The 17,913-nt window shown below is 72.2% G+C and carries 19 protein-coding genes; 10 read left to right on the top strand and 9 right to left on the bottom strand.

Annotated features, from left to right (window positions below; all coding sequences use genetic code 11):
- Positions 1-22: 22 nt before the first annotated feature.
- Positions 23-823 (top strand): crotonase/enoyl-CoA hydratase family protein, encoded by an 801-nt coding sequence (locus ABD948_RS15645; protein ID WP_345267471.1) that lies wholly within the window; start codon positions 23-25, stop codon positions 821-823.
- A 26-nt stretch (positions 824-849) separates the two neighbouring features.
- On the top strand, positions 850-1,536 hold the full coding sequence (locus ABD948_RS15640; RefSeq protein ID WP_345267469.1) for a type III secretion system chaperone family protein: 687 nt from the start codon (positions 850-852) through the stop codon (positions 1,534-1,536).
- 15 nt (positions 1,537-1,551) lie between these two features.
- Here ABD948_RS15640 and fadD8 read toward each other — a convergent pair whose 3' ends face one another.
- On the bottom strand, positions 1,552-3,156 hold the full coding sequence (gene fadD8 / locus ABD948_RS15635) for a fatty-acid--CoA ligase FadD8 (protein WP_345267467.1): 1,605 nt from the start codon (positions 3,154-3,156) through the stop codon (positions 1,552-1,554).
- A 68-nt stretch (positions 3,157-3,224) separates the two neighbouring features.
- Here fadD8 and ABD948_RS15630 point away from each other — a divergent pair, with 68 nt between their 5' ends.
- The gene (locus ABD948_RS15630; RefSeq protein WP_345267465.1) at positions 3,225-3,800 is read left to right on the top strand and encodes a TerD family protein; all 576 of its coding nucleotides are present in this window, start codon (positions 3,225-3,227) and stop codon (positions 3,798-3,800) included.
- A gap of 50 nt (positions 3,801-3,850) precedes the next feature.
- A complete protein-coding gene (locus ABD948_RS15625; protein ID WP_345267463.1) occupies positions 3,851-4,732 on the top strand; it encodes an aldo/keto reductase in 882 nt (293 codons plus the stop codon).
- Positions 4,733-4,764: 32 nt separating this feature from the next.
- Here ABD948_RS15625 and ABD948_RS15620 read toward each other — a convergent pair whose 3' ends face one another.
- Entirely contained in the window at positions 4,765-5,808 is a 1,044-nt protein-coding gene (locus ABD948_RS15620) for an LLM class F420-dependent oxidoreductase (RefSeq protein WP_345267461.1), read from the bottom strand.
- Positions 5,809-5,865: 57 nt separating this feature from the next.
- On the opposite strand from ABD948_RS15620, the gene ABD948_RS15615 reads away from it, so the two are divergent.
- The 4 genes from ABD948_RS15615 to ABD948_RS15600 all read left to right on the top strand — a co-directional run bounded on the left by ABD948_RS15615 (position 5,866) and on the right by ABD948_RS15600 (position 9,577).
- Positions 5,866-6,834, top strand: coding sequence for a Zn-ribbon domain-containing OB-fold protein (locus tag ABD948_RS15615; protein WP_345267459.1), 969 nt, complete (start codon positions 5,866-5,868; stop codon positions 6,832-6,834).
- Positions 6,835-6,852: 18 nt separating this feature from the next.
- Complete coding sequence (locus ABD948_RS15610; RefSeq protein WP_345267458.1) at positions 6,853-7,905, top strand: thiolase domain-containing protein; 1,053 nt, start codon at positions 6,853-6,855, stop codon at positions 7,903-7,905.
- Complete coding sequence (locus ABD948_RS15605) at positions 7,905-9,068, top strand: thiolase domain-containing protein (RefSeq protein ID WP_345267457.1); 1,164 nt, start codon at positions 7,905-7,907, stop codon at positions 9,066-9,068. Before ABD948_RS15610 ends, ABD948_RS15605 begins: the two co-directional genes overlap by 1 nt.
- A gap of 209 nt (positions 9,069-9,277) precedes the next feature.
- Complete coding sequence (locus ABD948_RS15600) at positions 9,278-9,577, top strand: helix-turn-helix domain-containing protein (protein WP_345267456.1); 300 nt, start codon at positions 9,278-9,280, stop codon at positions 9,575-9,577.
- Between the two features lie 17 nt (positions 9,578-9,594).
- Here the strand turns inward: ABD948_RS15600 and ABD948_RS15595 are convergent, their stop codons facing one another.
- Together ABD948_RS15595 and ABD948_RS15590 are read right to left on the bottom strand one after the other, a co-directional pair.
- Positions 9,595-10,197, bottom strand: a complete 603-nt coding sequence (locus tag ABD948_RS15595) for a ClpP family protease (RefSeq protein WP_345267454.1) — start codon at positions 10,195-10,197, stop codon at positions 9,595-9,597.
- Positions 10,194-10,850, bottom strand: a complete 657-nt coding sequence (locus tag ABD948_RS15590) for an ATP-dependent Clp protease proteolytic subunit (protein WP_345267452.1) — start codon at positions 10,848-10,850, stop codon at positions 10,194-10,196. The genes ABD948_RS15595 and ABD948_RS15590 overlap by 4 nt, the downstream gene beginning before the upstream one ends.
- 129 nt (positions 10,851-10,979) lie before the next feature.
- Between ABD948_RS15590 and map the strand changes: the two genes are divergently transcribed.
- Entirely contained in the window at positions 10,980-11,747 is a 768-nt protein-coding gene (gene map, locus ABD948_RS15585) for a type I methionyl aminopeptidase (protein ID WP_345267450.1), read from the top strand.
- 26 nt (positions 11,748-11,773) lie between these two features.
- Here the strand turns inward: map and ABD948_RS15580 are convergent, their stop codons facing one another.
- Complete coding sequence (locus ABD948_RS15580; RefSeq protein ID WP_345267448.1) at positions 11,774-13,018, bottom strand: cytochrome P450; 1,245 nt, start codon at positions 13,016-13,018, stop codon at positions 11,774-11,776.
- Between the two features lie 106 nt (positions 13,019-13,124).
- Entirely contained in the window at positions 13,125-14,417 is a 1,293-nt protein-coding gene (locus ABD948_RS15575; protein ID WP_345267446.1) for a cytochrome P450, read from the bottom strand.
- A gap of 106 nt (positions 14,418-14,523) precedes the next feature.
- Here ABD948_RS15575 and ABD948_RS15570 point away from each other — a divergent pair, with 106 nt between their 5' ends.
- Complete coding sequence (locus ABD948_RS15570) at positions 14,524-15,687, top strand: steroid 3-ketoacyl-CoA thiolase (protein ID WP_345267444.1); 1,164 nt, start codon at positions 14,524-14,526, stop codon at positions 15,685-15,687.
- On the opposite strand, the gene ABD948_RS15565 is transcribed toward ABD948_RS15570, so the two are convergent.
- The 3 genes from ABD948_RS15565 to efp are packed head-to-tail and all read right to left on the bottom strand — an operon-like array spanning position 15,684 to position 17,836.
- Positions 15,684-16,823, bottom strand: a complete 1,140-nt coding sequence (locus ABD948_RS15565; protein ID WP_345267443.1) for a serine hydrolase domain-containing protein — start codon at positions 16,821-16,823, stop codon at positions 15,684-15,686. The genes ABD948_RS15570 and ABD948_RS15565 overlap by 4 nt on opposite strands.
- A 49-nt stretch (positions 16,824-16,872) precedes the next feature.
- Positions 16,873-17,268 carry a transcription antitermination factor NusB gene (gene nusB / locus ABD948_RS15560; RefSeq protein ID WP_345267441.1) on the bottom strand — a complete coding sequence of 132 codons (396 nt, stop codon included), beginning with the start codon at positions 17,266-17,268 and terminating at the stop codon, positions 16,873-16,875.
- A 4-nt stretch (positions 17,269-17,272) separates the two neighbouring features.
- Entirely contained in the window at positions 17,273-17,836 is a 564-nt protein-coding gene (gene efp / locus ABD948_RS15555) for an elongation factor P (RefSeq protein WP_345267439.1), read from the bottom strand.
- Between the last annotated feature and the right edge of the window lie 77 nt (positions 17,837-17,913).

The following is a 17,913-nucleotide window of genomic DNA, read 5'->3' as shown; positions in this document are numbered from 1 at the left end:
GTTTTTCGCTAGGTTGCCGCCCATGGCCAACGACGACGGATCGCCGCACTGCCTGGTCGAGCAGGAGGGGCACGTGCTGGTGGTGACCATGAACCGCCCGCGGGCCCGCAACGCCCTCTCCGGCGAGATGCTCGAGATCATGGAGGGCGCCTGGGACAGGGTGAACGAGGATCCGGAGATCCGCGTCTGCATCCTCACCGGGGCGGGCGGCTACTTCTGCGCCGGCGCCGACCTGAAGTCGATGTCGCGCAAGGCCCCGAGCGAGAGCTTCGAGTCCGGCGAGTACGACCCCTCGCGGATCAAGGGCCTGCTCAAGGGCTTCCGGCTCACCAAGCCGCTCGTCGCCGCCGTCGAGGGGCCGGCCATCGCCGGCGGCACCGAGATCCTGCAGGGCACCGACATCCGGGTTGCCGGCGAGTCCGCCCGCTTCGGCATCTCCGAGGCGCGCTGGTCGCTCTACCCGATGGGCGGCTCGGCCGTGCGACTCCCCCGCCAGATCCCCTACACCGTGGCCGCCGAGCTGCTGCTCACCGGCCGTCAGGTGCCTGCCCCCGAGGCCAAGGAGCTCGGCCTGATCGGTCACGTCGTCCCCGACGGCCAGGCACTCACCAAGGCCCGCGAGCTGGCCGACATGGTCGCCGCCAACGGGCCGGTCGCCGTCCAGGCCATCCTGCGCACCATCCGCGACTCCGAGGGCAAGCACGAGGACGACGCCTGGGCCGACGACGCCGCGGTCGGGCGCACCGTCTTCGCCAGCGACGACGCCAAGGAGGGGCCGCGCGCGTTCGCCGAGAAGCGCGCGCCGCAGTTCACCGGTCGCTGACCCCTCCGTGCTCCTAGGGTGAGCGGGTGCAGCTGTCCACGCCCAGCCTGATCCTGGTCATCATCGGCGTGCTCGTCGTCATGACGATCGTCAACCGCGTGCTGGCGGAGCGACGCACGCGCGCCATGACGACGTTCGCGGCCGAGCGCGAGCTCACCTTCGAGGCGCGCGACCCCTCGCTGGTCGACCGGTTCCACGGCAGCCCGTTCGGACGCGGCTACGCCCGGCGAGCCACCAACGTCGTCCACGGCACGCACGACGGCCGACGGGTGGTGGCCTTCGACTACCACTTCCGCGTGCGCAGCAGCAGCGGCGGCAGCGGCGGTCGCGGCAGCAGCTCCCACACCTACTCCGTGATCGCGATGCACCTCGACGCCGTCGTGCCCGACCTGTCGATCTCCCCCACCGGGGTGCTGGGGCACCTGGTCAACGCCGTCAGCAAGCGCGACGTGCAGGTGGGTCATCCGGACCTCGACCGCGAGTTCACCATCGTGACCTCCGATCCCCAGTTCGCCGCGGAGCTGCTCTCGCCCGAGGCGGCCGCGCTCATGCTGCGCAACAGCCACGTGGCGTGGCGCTTCGAGCGCGACTCCATGCTCATGATCGGGCGGGGCACCTGGAGCACGACCGAGATCGACGCGCGGCTGCGCCTGATGGATGCCCTGCTCGACGCCACGCCCGCCGCACTGTGGCGTCGCCTGCGACCGGAGTGACCCCCGAGCCCGGGATCAGCCGACGGCGCGCTCGCCCGTCCAGTAGCGGGCGCGCAACGCCTTCTTGTCCGGCTTGCCCAGACCGGTGAGCGGCAACGCGTCCGTCGCGATCACCTGCTTGGGGGCCTGCACCGATCCCTTGCGCTCCTTGACCATGCCCTGGATCTCGGCGACGACGTCGTCGGTGAGCTCGTGTCCCTCGCGCAGCACCACGATCGCCGTCACGGCCTCGCCCCAGCGCTCGTCGGGCGTGCCGATGACGCCCACCTGCGCCACCGCCGGGTGCTCGGCGACGACGTCCTCGACCTCGCGCGGGAAGACGTTGAAGCCGCCGGTGACGATCATGTCCTTGGTCCGGTCGACGATGTACCAGAAGCCGTCCTCGTCCTCGCGAGCGACGTCGCCGGTGTGCATCCAGCCGTCCCGGAACGTCTCGGCCGTGGCCTCCGGCAGGTTCCAGTAGCCACCGGCGAGCAGCGGCCCGGCGACACAGATCTCCCCCGGCTCACCCGGGGCCACCGGCTCGCCGTCCTCACCCAGGAGCGCGGTGCGCAGGAAGGCCGACGGGCGCCCGCACGAGGCCAGACGGCGGTCGTCGTCGGTGACGTGGTCGGCCTTGGCGAGGTAGGTGATCACCATCGGCGCCTCGGACTGCCCGTAGTACTGGGCGAAGATCGGGCCGAAGCGGTCGATCGCCTCCCGGAGCCGGACCGGGTTGATGGCCGAGGCGCCGTAGTAGACGGTCTCGAGCGAGGAGAGGTCGCGGGTGCGGCTGTCGGGGTGGTCCATGAGCGCGTAGAGCATCGAGGGCACCAGCATGGTGGCGGTGATCCGCTGCTCCTCGATCACGCGCAGCACCTCGGCGGGGTCGAAGCGCGCCAGCACGTGCAGCGAGCCGCCCTGGATCACCGTCGGCACGAAGAACGCCGCGCCCGCGTGCGAGAGCGGCGTGCACATCAGGAAGCGCGGGTTCTCCGGCCACTCCCACTCGGCCAGCTGCACCTGCGTCATCGTGGCCATCGTCTGGGCCAGGCCGACGACGCCCTTGGGCTTGCCGGTCGTGCCGCCGGTGTAGGTGATCGAGACGACGTGGTCGGGCGGCAGCAGCGCCGCCGTCAGCCGCTGCGGCTCGAAGCCGGCGGCCACCTCCACCAGGTCGTGCGTGGTCGCGCGCGAGGCAGCGAGCGGCTCGGGCACGGGGCCGATGGTGAGCACCGTCGTCAGGCCCGGGCACTTCTCGAGCAGCTCGAGCGCACGCTCGGTGAAGTAGGGGTCGATCACCAGGAAGGTGATCTCGGCGTCGGTGATCACGTAGGCGTGGTCGTCGGCCGACCCCAGGGGGTGCAGCGAGGTCCGGCGGTAGCCCTGTGTCTGACCGGCGCCCAGGATGTAGAGCACCTCGGGCCGGTTGAGCGCCAGCAGCGCCCCGGCCGAGCCGGTGCCGCAGCCCACCGACTCGAAGGCCTGCACGTAGCGGCTCATCTGCTCGGCGACCTGCCCGCCCGTGAGCGTGGTCTCGCCCAGGTGCATGACCGGACGGTCCCGGTGGCGTCGCAGGGCGGCCACCATGAGGTCGCCGTTGTGGGTGCCCGTGCGCAGGTGGCGCAAGTGATCGGTCATGCGGCAGAGACTAGAACGTGTTCCAGTTTCGTGCCAGGGCCTGTCCGGTCGCCCGGTAGGTTCGGGGCATGGTGCAGATGATCGCCGAGCAGCGCCTCGCCGTGGCCGACGAGGCCGGCCACGCCCTCACCCGCGTGCGCATGGGTCTCTCGTGGGACAAGGAGCGCGGCGGCGGCGTCATCGGCGCCACGGCCGACGTCGACCTCGACGCCACCGCCCTGCAGTTCGCCGGCGGTCGGTTGTTCGACCTGGCCTTCTACAACAACCTGCGCACCCGCGACGGCTCGGTCGAGCACCTCGGCGACAACCGCAGCGGCAGCGGCGCGGGCGACGACGAGACGATCGCCGTCGACCTCGGCGCCGTGCACGGGCCGGTCGACACCATCCTGTTCCTGGTCAGCAGCTACCGCGGCCAGGCCCTGGAGTGGGTCACCAACGCCGCCTGCCACCTCAGCACCGAGGACGGCACCGAGCTCGCCCACTTCACCCTCACCCAGGGCCCGCGCGAGACCGGCGTCGTCATGGCGGCGCTCACGCGGGGCGACGCCGGCGACCCGTGGACGCTCGAGGCCGTCGGGCGGGGCGTGCCGATCACGGTGCCCACCCAGGGACTCGAGGCGCTGGCACCCTTCGTGCAGCGTTGACCTGCTGCCCGGTCTGCGGGTCCGTTGTCCGCGGCGGGTAGAACAGAGGCATGCAGACACGCAGCATCGGCAACGACACCGTCGGCCACGTCGCGGTGGGCGCCATCGGCCTCGGCCTGATGACCTTCGACCAGGACGGCCAGCACCCGCGCGAGCAGCTGCTCGGCACCGTGCGCTCGGCCGTGGACGCGGGCGTCACCCTCTTCGACACCGCCGACGCCTACGGCTTCGGTGACCGTGGCACCGAGGCCAACGGCGCGAACGAGCGGCTCATCGCCTCGCTGCTCGACGAGGCGGGCCTGCGCGACGAGGTGCTGCTGGCCACCAAGGCCGGTCACGTGCGCACCGACGACGGCGGTTGGGGACTCGACTCCTCCCGCGAGCACCTGCTCGCCGCGGTGGACGCCAGCCGCGAGCGGCTCGGCGTCGACGCCATCGACCTGTGGCAGCACCACCGGCCCGACCCGGCCGTGCCCTACGAGGAGGTGCTCGGCACGCTCAAGGAGGTGCACGACTCCGGCAAGGTCCGCATGGTCGGACTCTCCAACGCCGACCCCGCGCAGATCCGTCAGGCCCACGAGGTGCTGGGCAGCGCGCTGGTGAGCGTGCAGAACCAGTTCTCCCCCGCCTTCCGCTCCAGCGCGCCCGAGATCGAGGTCTGCGCCGAGCTGGGCCTGGCATTCCTGCCGTGGAGCCCCCTCGGCGGCCTGTCGGACGCCAAGGCGCTGGGCGAGAACCACCCCGCCTTCGCCGAGATCGCCACCGAGCGCGGCGTCTCGCCCCAGCAGCTGGCGCTCGCCTGGGAGCTCGCCCAGTCCCCCTGCGTCATCCCGATCCCCGGCGCCAAGCGCCCGGGCTCCATCCGCGACTCGGCCCTCGCCGCCGACCTGCAGCTGACCGACGACGAGCTCCGCCGCCTCGACGCCTCCTGACCAACGGCCACCGGGAGGCGCCGCGTCGGCGGTCAGGCGAGCAGCTCGGCGACGGCGCGGACCTCCTCGGGCGAGCGGCAGCTGAGCATCAGGGTGGTCACGCCGGTCTCCTCCCACTGTGCGACCCGCTCGCGCACCTCGCCAGCGGTGCCGATGATGTGCATGTCGTCGACCAGCTCGTCGGGGATCAGGGCCGTGGCCTTGTCCTTCTCGCCGCCGAGGTAGAGCTCCTGCACCTCGCGGGCGAGGTCCTCGTAGCCCATGCGCACGAACACCTGGTTGTGGAAGTTGGCCTCCTTGGCGCCCATGCCGCCCATGTAGAGCGAGACGAAGGGGCGCATCGCGTCGAGCACCTGGGCCTTCTCGGCGGCGTCGCGGACGACCTGCAGGTGGCAGGTGGCGGCGATCTCGAAGTCGGCGCGAGTGCGGCGGGCGCCCTCGCGGGCGAAGCCCTCGTCGAGCCACGGCTGGTACATGGCGGCCGACCTGGGCGTGTAGAAGATCGGGATCCAGCCGTCGGCGATCTCGGCGGTCTGGGCCACGTTCTTGGGTCCCTCGGCACCGAGCCAGATCGGCACGTCGGCGCGCAGCGGGTGGACGATCGGCTTGAGCGGCTTGCCGAGGCCGGTGGCGCCCTCGCCCCGGTAGGGCAGCGGGTGGTGCGGCCCGTCGTTGGTCACCGGCGCCTCGCGGGCCAGCACCTGGCGCACGATCGAGACCACCTCGCGGGTGCGGGCCAGGGGCTTGCTGAACGGCTGGCCGTACCAGCCCTCCACCACCTGGGGCCCGCTCACCCCCATGCCCAGGACCACCCGCCCGCCCGACAGGTGGTCCAGGGTCAGGGTGTGCATGGCGATCGAGGCGGGGGTGCGCCCCGACATCTGCACGATCGAGGTGCCCAGGCGCACCCGTGAGGTCTCGCGGCCCCACCAGGCCAGCGGGGTGAAGGCGTCCGAGCCCCAGGCCTCGGCGGCGAAGACGGCGTCGAAGCCCGACTCCTCGGCGGCGGCGACCAGCTCACCCGTCCCCTGCGGGGGCTGCGCGCCCCAGTACCCCAGCTGCAGTCCCAGTTTCATGGCGACACTGTGGCAGAAAGGTTGCCCAGAACATAGAACGTGTTCTAGTTTCGCCTCATGCCCCGCACGCTCTCGGCGCCGGTCACCGTCGCCTTCGACTACACCCGCTCCACCGGGCCCGTGCTGGGTCGCTTCCTCACCGGCCTGCGCGACGGCGTCGTGGTGGGCGGACGCACCTCGGAGGGGCGCGTGGTCGTGCCGCCGCCCGAGTTCGACCCGGTGACCCACCGCGCCGTCGAGGACTTCGTCGAGGTCGCCGACGTCGGCACGGTCACCTCGTGGACCTGGGTCCCGGAGCCGGTCAAGGGCCAGCCGCTCGACCGCCCGTTCGCCTTCGCGCTCGTGCTGCTCGACGGCGCCGACGCGCCGCTGCTGCACGCCCTGGACGCCGGCTCGCCCGACCAGGTCAGCACCGGCATGCGCGTCCAGGCGCGCTGGGCCGAGGAGCGGCAGGGGGCCATCACCGACATCCTGTGCTTCGAGCCGGCAGAGGACTCCGCGTCGCCCTCGGCCACCCGGTCCCCCGAGTCCCCCACGAACGCCGACCCCGTCACCGGCGTCGTCACCCCGGTCTCACTCGACTACGTCTACGCCGCCAGCCCCGAGGAGTCGGCGTTCTACCGCGGCCTGGAGCAGGGGCGGATCCTCGGCCAGCGCTGCCCCGCCTGCGGCAAGGTCTACGTGCCACCGCGCAGCGCCTGCCCCTCCGACGGCACCCCGACCACCGACGAGGTCGAGCTCTCCGAGACCGGCACGATCACCACGTTCTGCATAGTCAACGTGCCGTTCCTGGGTCAGCGGATCACCCCGCCCTACGTCTCGGCGTACGTGCTGCTCGACGGCGCCGACATCGCGATCCTGCACCTGATCCTCGACGTGCACGCCGACGAGGTGCACATGGGCATGCGGGTCAAGGCGGTCTGGAAGCCCCGCGAGGAGTGGGGCACCACGATCGAGAACATCAGCCACTTCGCGCCGACCGGCGAGCCGGACGCGGACTACGACACCTACAAGCAGCACCTGTAGAGAACGGGACCCGATTCCATGAGAGACGTCGCCGTCGTCGGCTTCGCCCAGCGCCAGATGGCCGAGTTCGACGGGTCGCCCACCTGCGTCGAGCTGCTCGTGCCGCTCTTCGCCGAGTGCTACGAGCAGACCGGCTGGACCCGCCAGGACGTGGGCTTCTGGTGCTCCGGGTCCTCGGACTACCTGGCCGGGCGCTCCTTCTCGTTCGTGCAGGCGGTCGACGCGATCGGCGTCATCCCGCCCGTCAACGAGTCGCACGTGGAGATGGACCTGGCGTGGGCCATGTACGAGGCCTGGGTCAAGATCCAGACCGGCGAGGTCGACACCGCCCTGGTCTACGCCTTCGGCAAGAGCTCGGCCGGCGTGCTGCGCCGCACGCTGGCGATGCAGCTCGAGCCGTACACGATGACGCCGCTGTGGCCCGACACCGTCTCCCTGGCGGGGCTGCAGGCACGCGCCGGCATCGACGCCGGGCTGTGGGACGAGCGCGCGATGGCCGAGGTGGCGCAGCGGTCGCTCACCGACGCCGAGAAGAACGAGTACGCCGTCCGCAGCGGCGGCTCCTCGGTCGAGGACCTGCTGGCGCGCCCGATGTACGCGGACCCGCTGCGCAAGCACGACTGCGCACCCGTCACCGACGGGGCTGCCGCGCTCGTGCTGGCCGCCGGCGACCGGGCCCGCGACGTGCGCGAGCGTCCTGCGTGGATCAGCGGGCTCTCGCACTACGTGGACCCCATGAGCATGGGCACCCGTGACCTCACCCGGGCGCCGTCCGCGCAGCGGGCCGCGCAGGCGCTCGACCTCGACGGCGTCGAGGTGGCCGAGCTGCACGCCCCGTTCAGCCACCAGGAGCTCGTGCTGCGCCGTGAGCTCGCGCTGGCCGACGACGTCGCGGTCAATCCCTCGGGCGGCGCGCTGGTGAGCAACCCGATGTTCTCCGCCGGCGGCATCCGGGTGGGCGAGGCCGCCCGCCGGATCTGGGACGGCGACGCCGGCAAGGCCGTCGCGCACGCGACCTCGGGCCCCGCGCTCATGCAGAACCTGCTCTGCGTCATGGAAGGACGTGCCTGATGGGCAAGCAGCCGGCCGCCGTCATCGGCGTGGGCCAGACCCACCACCGCGCCAAGCGCGAGGACGTCTCGATGGCGGGCCTGTGCCGCGAGGCCATCGACCGCGCGCTCGAGGACGCCGGGATGACCCTCGACGACGTCGACGCGATCGTCGTCGGCAAGGCTCCGGACCTGTTCGAGGGCGTGATGATGCCCGAGCTGTTCCTGGCCGAGTCGCTGGGTGCCGCGGGCAAGCCGCTGCTGCGCGTGCACACCGCGGGCTCGGTGGGCGGGTCGACGGCGATCGTGGCCTCCTCGCTCGTCCAGGCCGGGGTGCACCGCACGGTGCTCACGGTCGCCTACGAGAAGCAGTCGGAGTCCAACGCCATGTGGGCGCTCTCGGTGCCGGTGCCGTTCAACATGCCGGTGCACGCAGGCGCCGGCGGCTACTTCGCGCCGCACGTGCGCTCCTACATCCGCCGCTCGGGCGCACCCACCGAGGTCGGCGCGATCGTGGCCGCCAAGGACCGGCAGAACGCGCTGAAGAACCCCTACGCGCACCTGAAGAACCCCGACACCACCGTCGAGTCGGTGCTGGCCTCCCAGATGCTGTGGGACCCCATCCGCTACGACGAGACCTGCCCGTCCTCCGACGGCGCGTGCGCCCTGGTGATCGCGGCCGAGGACGTCGCCGCCCGATCCCCCAATCCCGCCTGGATCCACGGCACCGTGATGCGCTCGGAGGCCACCACCGCGGCCGAGCGCGACCAGGTCAACCCGCAGGCCTCCCGCGACGCCGCGGCCGCCCTGTACAAGCAGGCGGGCATCACCTCGCCCATCGACGACATCGACGTCGCCGAGATCTACGTGCCGTTCTCGTGGTTCGAGCCGATGTGGCTGGAGTCGCTGGGCTTCGCCGGTGAGGGCGAGGGGTGGAAGCTCACCGAGTCCGGCGCGACGGCGATGGACGGCCGGATGCCGGTCAACTGCTCGGGCGGCGTGCTCTCCTCCAACCCGATCGGCGCCTCCGGCATGCTCCGCTTCGGCGAGGCCGCGCTGCAGGTGCGCGGCGCCGCGGGCGAGCACCAGGTCGACGGCGCCCGCACCGCGCTCGGCCACGCCTACGGCGGCGGCTCGCAGTTCTTCGCCATGTGGATCGTGGGTGCCGACAAGCCCGGCTCCTAGCCGCACGGACACGCCGGAGCCCGCCTCGGTGGGGTCGGGTGCCTGACGACGCAACCCCCGACGTCCTCGGGCACCCGACCCTCCGGGGCGGTTCCGCGTCCGACCGGCCGTCAGGCCGCCGACGGGCGAGATCTCGCCCGTCCACCTCGCTGGCTACGCCCGTGGCGAACGTCGGTCCCGGGTGGCCGTGCCTGTCGTAGCGTCGGGACATGACCGCCGAGAACGTCGTGCCCTTCCGACGCCGCGAGCCGGAGCCGCTGTGGCGCGAGGTGGTGGGTCGTGAGCTGCGCGAGGAGCGCAGCCGCCAGCAGCGCACGCTGGCCGACGTCGCCGGGCAGGCGGGCGTCTCGGTGCAGTACCTCTCCGAGGTCGAGCGCGGACTCAAGGAGCCCAGCTCCGAGGTGCTCGGCGCCGTGCACGGTGCGCTGGGCCTGCGACTCGTCGAGCTCACCACCCGGGTCACCGAGCGGCTCGGCGCCCCCGCGGGACCGGTCGCGCTCGCGGTCTGAGTGGGGCTCGGCGGCGCTCAGGCGGCTGACTTCTTGCGGCTGCCCAGCACCTCGTCGGCCATGCCGTAGGCGACGGCGGCCGGGGCGGTGAGCACCAGGTCGCGGTCGGTGTCGTGGCGCAGCTGCTCGACGTCGACGCCGGTGTGGTGACTCAGCAGTGACTCCACCTCGGCGCGCAGGCGGACGATCTCCTTGGCCTGCAGTGCCAGGTCGGGCAGCGTGCCGCGGCCGCCGCCGGCGGGTTGGTCGAGCACCACGCGCGCGTGGGGCAGCAGCGAGCGGCGGCCGGGCTCGCCGGCCGCGAGCAGCAGGGCGGCCGTCGACCCCACCTGCCCCACGCAGGTCGTCACGATCTCGCTGCGCACGAAGCGCAGCGTGTCGTACACCGCCAGCACCGAGGTGACGGCGCCACCGGGTGAGTTGAGGTAGAGGCTGATCGGCTGGTCGGGCGACTCGGACTCCAGGTGCAGCAACTGGGCGATGACCGCGTTGGCGACCCCGTCGTCGACCTCGGTGCCCAGGTAAACGATGCGGTCGCTGAGCAACCGGCTGTAGACGTCGACCGCCCGCTCACCCCGGACCGTGCGCTCCACCACGCTGGGGATCGTGTACTGGCTCATGCGCGCACCCCCGCCGCGCGGGTCGTGCCCGTGGTGCCCGCCGTCGCGGGCTCGGCCATGCCGAAGGCCGTGCCCGACCGCGAGGGCGCCACCGAGGTCACCGTGTGCAGCACGTGGTCGACGAACCCGTATTCGCGCGCCTGCTCGGCGGTGAACCAGCGGTCGCGCAGCGCGTCGCGCTCGACCCGCTCGACGGGCTGGCCGGTGTGCTGCGCGGTCAGCCCCATCATCACGTCCTTCATGTGCTCGAGGTTCTCGGCCTGGATCTCGATGTCCACGGCGCTCCCGCCGATGCCGGCCGAGCCCTGGTGCAGCAGCACCCGGCTGTGCGGCAGCGCGAAGCGCTTGCCCGGTGTCCCGGCGGTGAGCAGGAACTGACCCATGCTGGCGGCCAGCCCCATCGCCAGGGTGGCGACGTCGTTGGGGATCAGCTGCATCGTGTCGTAGACGGCCAGACCGGCCGTGACCGAGCCGCCGGGGCTGTTGATGTAGAGGCTGATGTCGCGGGTCGGGTCCTCGGCCGAGAGCAGCAGCAGCTCGGCGCAGAGGCTGGTGGCGATGGCGTCGTCGACCTCCTGCCCCAGCACGAGGATGCGCTGGTGCAGCAGACGGTCGGCGGCGGTGCGGGTGAGGGTGTGGTCGTTGGTGCTCATGCGGTCTCCATGGCCCCAGCGTGGGCCGCGCAGAGCCGCTCCTCCAGCGTTTCCGCCGCGAGCGGATCCGCTCCCGGCAGAGGTGGCCGGATGTGAGCCGATCGCACGCCGGCGGCTACCGTGGGGCCCGTGATCGAGCTCCGCACGCCCGCCCAGATCGAGGAGATGCGCCCGGCCGGGCGCTTCGTCGCCTCGGTGCTGACCGCTCTCCTCGAGAAGGCCGACGTCGGCGTCAACCTGCTCGAGCTCGACGAGCTGGCGCACCGGATGATCCGCGAGCAGGGGGCGGAGTCCTGCTACATCGACTACCACCCCTCCTTCGGTGCCTCGCCGTTCGGCAAGGTGCTGTGCACCTCGGTCAACGACGCCGTGCTGCACGGCCTGCCGCACGACTACGTGCTGGCCGACGGCGACCTGGTGAGCCTCGACTTCGCGGTCAGCGTCGACGGCTGGGTCTCGGACTCCGCGGTCTCCAAGGTCGTCGGCACCCCGCGCGAGGAGGACCTGCGGCTCATCGAGCTCACCGAGGTCGCGCTCGCGGCCGGCATCGAGCAGGCCCGCTCCGGCAACCGGATGGGCGACATCTCCCACGCGATCGGATCGGTGGCCCACGAGGCCGGTCTGAGCGTCAACCTGCAGTTCGGCGGCCACGGCGTCGGCCGCACCATGCACGGCGACCCCCACGTGGCCAACGACGGCCGCCCCGGCCGCGGGCTCAAGCTCAAGCCCGGCCTGGTGATCGCCATCGAGCCGTGGTTCCTGCACACCACCGACGAGATCTACATCGACGCCGACGGCTGGACGATCAAGAGCAAGGACGGCTCCCGCGGCGCCCACTCCGAGCACACCATCGCCATCACCGACGGCGACCCGATCGTCTTCACCGCCCGCGACTGACGGCAGGGGTCAGCGCCGCGGCCGCCTCAGGCGTAGGCCACCCGCAGGGCCTTGATGCCGTTGACCCAGGAGTGCCGCAGGCGGCGCGGCTGCTCGAGGCGGCGGATGCCGGGAGCGGCGTCGGCGAGGGCGTGGAAGATCAGCCGGATCTCCTGGCGCGCGAGGTTGGCACCGAGGCAGTAGTGCGCGCCGTGACCTCCGAAGCCGAGCTGGGGGTTGGGGTCGCGGGTGATGTCGAAGCGGAACGGGTCCGCGAAGACCTCCTCGTCGAAGTTCGCGCTGGCGTAGAAGAGCCCCACCCGCTGGCCGCGGGCCACGGGCACCCCGCCCACCTCGGTGTCGTTGAGCGCGGTGCGCTGGAAGACGCTGATGGGGCTGGCCCAGCGCACGACCTCGTCGACCATGGTCGCGGGGCGCTCGGCGCACCACAGCTCCCACTGGTCGGGGTGGTCGAAGAAGGCGTTCATGCCGTGGGTGATGGCGTTGCGGGTGGTCTCGTTGCCGGCCACGGCCAGCAGGATCACGAAGAAGCCGAACTCGTCGTCGGTCAGTCCCCGGTCGCCCTTGTGGGCGTGCACGAGCTTGGTGACGATGTCGTCGCGCGGGTGCGCCTTGCGGTCGGCCGCCATCTCCATGGCGTAGGCCAGGATCTCGGCCGCGGCGACGTCGGGCTGGCCCTGGATGTCGGGGTCGTCGGAGGCCAGCATCTGGTTGGACCAGTCGAAGAGCTTGAAGCGGTCCTCCTGCGGGACGCCGATCAGGTCGGCGATCGCCTGCAGCGGCAGCTCGGCGGCCACCTGCTCCACGAAGTCGCCCTCCCCCGCCTCCGACGCAGCGGCGACGATGCCGCGGGCGCGGCTCTCCATGGTGGCCTCCAGCTCCGCGATCGAGCGCGGCGTGAACCCGCGGGAGACGATCGCGCGGTGCTGGGTGTGGTGCGGCGGGTCCTGGTTGAGCAGGATGGTGCGCTGCAGCTCGATCTGCTCGCGCAGCATTCCCTCGGTGAACCGGATGATCGCGCCATTCTCCTCCGCCGACCAGTCCCGGCTGTTCTTGGAGACCGCCGCGACGTCGGCGTGCCGGGTGACGGCGAAGTAGCCGGAGCCGGACTCGGGCGCCATCCCGTCGAAGCTGCCCGGCGCCTGCTCCACCCAGTGCACCGGTGACTGCTCCCGCGCGGCCCGGAAGGCCTCGTGCGGGATCCCCTGCTCCAGCAGGAACGGGTCGGTGTAGTCGGCGAAGCCCTCGGGCAGCAGGTCGGCGGCGGTCACGTGGTTCTCCTTCGAGGAGGTCGGGGCGGTCGTGGGGTGGGCCGAGACGGTGCCGGGAGGTGCCGGGAGGTGCCGGGAGGTGCCGGGAGGTGCTGGTGCGAACGGCTCAGCGGTGGTAGGCCACCTGCAGGTCCTTGACGCCGTTGAGCCAGCCCGAGCGCAGCCGGTCGGGCTCCCCGCGCTGCTCGATGCGCACGCCGCTGTCGGCGAGCGCGTCGAAGATCAGCCGCACCTGCAGCCGCGCCAGGTTGGCGCCGATGCAGTAGTGCGCGCCGTGGCCGCCGAAGGCCTGGTGCGGGTTGTGGTCACGGGTGATGTCGAAGCGGAAGGGGTCGGTGAAGACGTCCTCGTCGAAGTTGGCGCTGGCGTAGAAGAGCCCCACCCGGTCACCCGCGGGGATGGTCACGCCGCCCACCTCGACGTCGACCAGCGCCGTGCGCTGGAAGGAGGCGACGGGGGTGGCCCAGCGGATCAGCTCGTCGACGGTGGTGTTGGGGCGCTCGGCCTTGAACAGCTCCCACTGGTCGGGATTCTGCAGGAAGGCGTGCATGCCCCAGGTGGTGGCGTTGCGGCTGGTCTCGTTGCCGGCGACGGCGAGCAGCACCATGAAGAAGCCGAACTCGTCGTCGGAGAGCCCGCGCCCCTCGACGTCGGCGCTGACCAGCTTGGTGACGATGTCGTCCTGCGGGTTGCGCCGGCGCTCCTCGGCGAGCGCCATCGAGTAGGCCAGGATCTCGAGGAACGCGGTGGCCTGGTCGCCGTCGACGGTGGGGTCGTCGTAGGCCATCATCTGGTTGGACCAGTCGAAGACCTTGCCGCGGTCCTCCTGCGGGATGCCGAGCAGCTCGGCGATGGCCTGCAGGGGCAGCTCGGCGGCGACGTCCTCGACGAAGTTGCCGGTGCCGTGCTCGACGGCGTTCGCGACGATCTGCTCCGCGCGTGCCTTGAGGTTGGCCTCGAGCGCGGCCACGGCCCGCGGCGTGAACGCGCGGCTGACGATCTGGCGCAGCTTGGTGTGGTCGGCGCCGTCGTGGTTGATCATCATGAAGCCGGTCTGCTCGCGCTCCTCCTTGGTCATCTCGGGCGCGAACCGGATGATCACGCCGTTGGCAGCGGTGGAGAAGGCGGCGGAGTTCTTGGAGACGGCGGCGACGTCGGCGTGCCGGCTGACCACCCACAGGCCGTCGTGGTCGGGGAAGCCGCCGAGCGCGGCCTCGCCCTGGGGGCAGAACGAGACGGGCGCGGTGCGCCGCAGCTCCCGCATCTCCTCGTGGGGGAAGCGCTCCACCATCACGTCGGGGTCCGTGGGGTCGAAGCCCTCCGGCACGGTCGGTACGGCGGGGGTCTCGGCGGCCAGCGTCACGGGGGGCTCCTGGGACAGGTCGAAGTACTGGAACACGTTCTAGGCACGGACACTACATACTCTCGGAATCTTGGGAAAGACTTTCGTGTCCGCGCCCTGCCCAGTTCTTGTGATGGATGAGAACGTGTTCTAGTTTGCTGCCATGGGCACCCCCGTGATCGTCGACGCCGTCCGCACCCCCCTCGGCAAGCGCCGCGGCTGGCTCGCCGGCGTGCACCCCGCCACGCTGCTGGGGTTCGTGCAGGGCGAGGTGCTGCGCCGTGCCGGTGTGGACGACGCACTGGTGGAGCAGGTCGTGGGCGGGTGCGTCACCCAGGCCGGCGAGCAGTCCAACGACATGGTGCGCCGGGCCTGGCTGCACGCGGGCCTCGCCCAGCACACCGGCGCCACCGCCATCGACGCCCAGTGCGGGTCGGGCCAGCAGGCCGCGCACCTGGTGCACGACATGGTCGCCGCCGGCACCATCGAGGTCGGGATCGCCTGCGGCGTGGAGTCCATGTCGCGCATCCCGCTCGGTGCCAACGTGCCGCAGGGCATGGGCGACCCGCGGCCCGAGGACTGGACCATCGACATGCCCAACCAGTTCGAGGCGGCCGACCGGATCGCCCGCAACCGGGGGCTGACCCGTGCCGACCTGGAGGCCTTCGGCCTGGCCTCGCAGCGCAAGGCGCGCGTCGCCGTCGACGAGGGCCGCTTCAAGCGCGAGATCGCGCCGCTCGAGGCCCCGGTGCTCGACGACGAGGGCGCCCCGACCGGCGCGACCCGCGTCGTCGACACCGACCAGGGCCTGCGCGAGACGACCGCCGAGGGGCTCGCCGGGCTGCGGAGCGTCCTGCCCGACGGCCTGCACACCGCCGGCACCTCCTCGCAGATCTCCGACGGCGCCTCGGCCGTGCTGATCATGGACGAGGCGCGTGCCCGCGACCTGGGCCTCACGCCCCGTGCCCGGATCGTGACGCACTGCCTGGTCGGCTCGGACCCCTACTACCACCTCGACGGCCCCATCGAGGCCACGCAGAAGGTGCTCGACCGCACCGGGATGACCATCGGCGACATCGACCTGTTCGAGGTCAACGAGGCCTTCGCCTCGGTCGTGCTCTCCTGGGCCGGCCAGCACCACGTGGACCTCGACCGGGTCAACGTCAACGGCGGGGCCATCGCGCTCGGGCACCCCGTGGGCTCCACCGGCACCCGCCTGATCACCACCGCGCTGCACGAGCTCGAGCGCCGCGACTCCTCGACGGCACTGGTCTCGATGTGCGCCGGCGGCGCGATGGCCACCGGCACGCTCATCGAGCGGATCTAGCCGGCGTCGAGGGCCTCCAGCGCGCGGGCGGCGTCGGCGAAGGAGTAGTCGGCGCCGCGTCGCGAGACGAACGGGTCGCCCAGCCGGACGACGACCGTGCTCGAGGTCGGATCCACCAGCAGCACCTGACCGCCGAAACCCAGGGCGGCGACGGCCTCCTGCGGCGCCGACGGCGCGAGCTGCCCCGGCTCCGGGACCGGGGAGCCGGTGCCGGGCTGGTCGAAGGCGCCCGCCACCGTGCCGCGCCGGTTGAGCCACCACAGCAGCCCGTAGGCGGCGTTGAGCGGTTGCGAGGGCTGGCCCACGACGGCGCGCACCCACGCCCGCGACAGCAACCGCTCGCCGTCGGTCTCGCCGTTCCCCGCCACGAGGTCGCCCAGGCGCGCCAGGTCGCGACAGGTGGACTGCAGCCCGAACGCGGTGTTGGTGGAGCGGCCGCTGGCGTCGGGGGTCATCCGGCTGGCCGTCATGCCCAGCGGGTCGAGCATCCGGCGCTGCGCGTAGTCGGCGGTGGGCTCACCGGTCGCGGCCCGCAGCACGGCGTCGAGCACCTGCACCGCGCCGTTGCTGTAGACCCACCGCTCCCCCGGGGGCGCGTCCTGGCCGCGCTCGAGCGCGAAGCCCGTGCGGTCGGTGGCCCGCAGCAGCCCGGCGTAGTCGTCGTCCTGGGTCCAGGCGCGGCCGGAGACGCCGCTGAGCAGGTCGCGCACCGTCACGCCGGCCGACGGCGTTCCGCGCCACGCGGGCACGTACCGCGCCACCCGGTCGCCGGGGGCGAGCACGCCGTCGTCGACCGCCAGCCCGACCAGCAGCGCGGTCAGCGACTTGGTGACCGAGAAGACCTCCCGCGGGGCCTCGGGGGCGCCGTCGCGCCAGTACCACTCACCGACCACCCGGCCTGCGCGCGCGACCAGGAGGCACGAGGACCCGGCGGCCCGCGCCTCGCGTGCGACGCCGCGCAGGGTGGCGGCGTCGAACCCGGCCTCGGCGGGTGGCACCCGCGGCCAGGGTCGCACCGCCGGGGCGGGTGCGGGCCGGCTCGACGGCTGGCTCGACGGCTGGCTCGACGGCTGGCTCGACGAGGCGTCGGGAGCCGCGTCGGTGCACCCGCCCAGCAGCAGGGCGCCGGCCGTCACGACGCAGCTCAGCGCCGCCCACGGACCTCGGAGCCGGCGCACCGCGCCGCTACCGGGTGCGCTGGATGGCGCCCAGGACGCCGTTGACGAACGGCGGCGAGTCGTCGGTGGAGAGCTCGCGCACCAGCGCCATCGCCTCGGTCACCGCGACGCCGTCGGGCACGTCGTCCTGCCAGAGCATCTCGAAGACACCGAGCCGCAGCACGTTGCGGTCGACCGCCGGCATCCGCGCCAGCGTCCAGCCCTGCGCGTGCTCGGTGAGCAGCTCGTCGATGGCCTCGCGGTGCTCGACGACGCCGCGCACGAGCACCGCGGTGTAGGGGTTGGTGGGCGCCGCACCCTCCTCGACCGAGCGGTCCAGGGTGGTGGTGGCGTCCTCGCCGCGCAGGTCGGCGGCGTACAGCAGGTCGAGGGCGCGCTTGCGCGCCTTGGATCGGGCTCCCATCAGGTCAGGACTTGACGCGACCCAGGTAGGAGGAGTCGCGGGTGTCGACCTTGACCTTCTCGCCCTGGTTGATGAAGAGCGGCACCTGGATCTCGTGCCCGGTCTCGACGGTGGCGGGCTTGGTGCGGCCGGTCGCGCTGTCGCCGACGACGCCGGGCTCGGTGTAGGTGATCACGAGCTCCACCGAGGCGGGCATCTCGATGTAGAGCACCCGGCCCTCGTTGGTGGCCACGATGGCCTCCTGGTTCTCGAGCAGGAAGTTGCTCGCGTCGCCCACGACCTCGGGCGCGATCTCCAGCTGGTCGTAGGTGCCGGTGTCCATGAAGACGTAGGAGGTGCCGTCGTTGTAGAGGTACTGCATCGTCCGCTTGTCGACGCTGGCGACCTCGACCTTGACGTCGGCGTTGAACGTGCGGTCGACGGTCTTGCCGCTCTCGACGCTCTTGAGCTTCGAGCGCACGACGGCCCCGCCCTTGCCGGGCTTGTGGTGCTGGAACCAGATGACCTGCCAGAGCTGGCCGTCGAGCTTGAGCACCATGCCGTTCTTCAGGTCGTTGGTCGTTGCCATCGCGCGCGTTCGCCAGCCTTCGTGTCGGGAGGTGGACCCGTGGGGTCCGGGAGTCGGTGCCTGGCGGGCGCATCGGC

The organism is Nocardioides nanhaiensis (assembly GCF_039542785.1).
Classification (GTDB): Bacteria; Actinomycetota; Actinomycetes; order Propionibacteriales; family Nocardioidaceae; genus Nocardioides; species Nocardioides nanhaiensis.
This window is presented reverse-complemented; position numbering and strand designations above follow the sequence as displayed.

Coding starts and splice junctions, on each gene's coding strand:
- ABD948_RS15625 (WP_345267463.1), top strand. CDS start 3,851: ATGCAGACACGCAGCATCGGCAACGACACCGTCGGCCACGTCGCGGTG.
- ABD948_RS15595 (WP_345267454.1), bottom strand. CDS start 10,197: ATGAGCCAGTACACGATCCCCAGCGTGGTGGAGCGCACGGTCCGGGGT.
- ABD948_RS15620 (WP_345267461.1), bottom strand. CDS start 5,808: ATGAAACTGGGACTGCAGCTGGGGTACTGGGGCGCGCAGCCCCCGCAG.
- ABD948_RS15615 (WP_345267459.1), top strand. CDS start 5,866: ATGCCCCGCACGCTCTCGGCGCCGGTCACCGTCGCCTTCGACTACACC.
- nusB (WP_345267441.1), bottom strand. CDS start 17,268: ATGGGAGCCCGATCCAAGGCGCGCAAGCGCGCCCTCGACCTGCTGTAC.
- ABD948_RS15570 (WP_345267444.1), top strand. CDS start 14,524: ATGGGCACCCCCGTGATCGTCGACGCCGTCCGCACCCCCCTCGGCAAG.
- ABD948_RS15645 (WP_345267471.1), top strand. CDS start 23: ATGGCCAACGACGACGGATCGCCGCACTGCCTGGTCGAGCAGGAGGGG.
- ABD948_RS15605 (WP_345267457.1), top strand. CDS start 7,905: ATGGGCAAGCAGCCGGCCGCCGTCATCGGCGTGGGCCAGACCCACCAC.
- ABD948_RS15630 (WP_345267465.1), top strand. CDS start 3,225: ATGGTGCAGATGATCGCCGAGCAGCGCCTCGCCGTGGCCGACGAGGCC.
- ABD948_RS15610 (WP_345267458.1), top strand. CDS start 6,853: ATGAGAGACGTCGCCGTCGTCGGCTTCGCCCAGCGCCAGATGGCCGAG.
- efp (WP_345267439.1), bottom strand. CDS start 17,836: ATGGCAACGACCAACGACCTGAAGAACGGCATGGTGCTCAAGCTCGAC.
- ABD948_RS15590 (WP_345267452.1), bottom strand. CDS start 10,850: ATGAGCACCAACGACCACACCCTCACCCGCACCGCCGCCGACCGTCTG.
- fadD8 (WP_345267467.1), bottom strand. CDS start 3,156: ATGACCGATCACTTGCGCCACCTGCGCACGGGCACCCACAACGGCGAC.
- ABD948_RS15600 (WP_345267456.1), top strand. CDS start 9,278: ATGACCGCCGAGAACGTCGTGCCCTTCCGACGCCGCGAGCCGGAGCCG.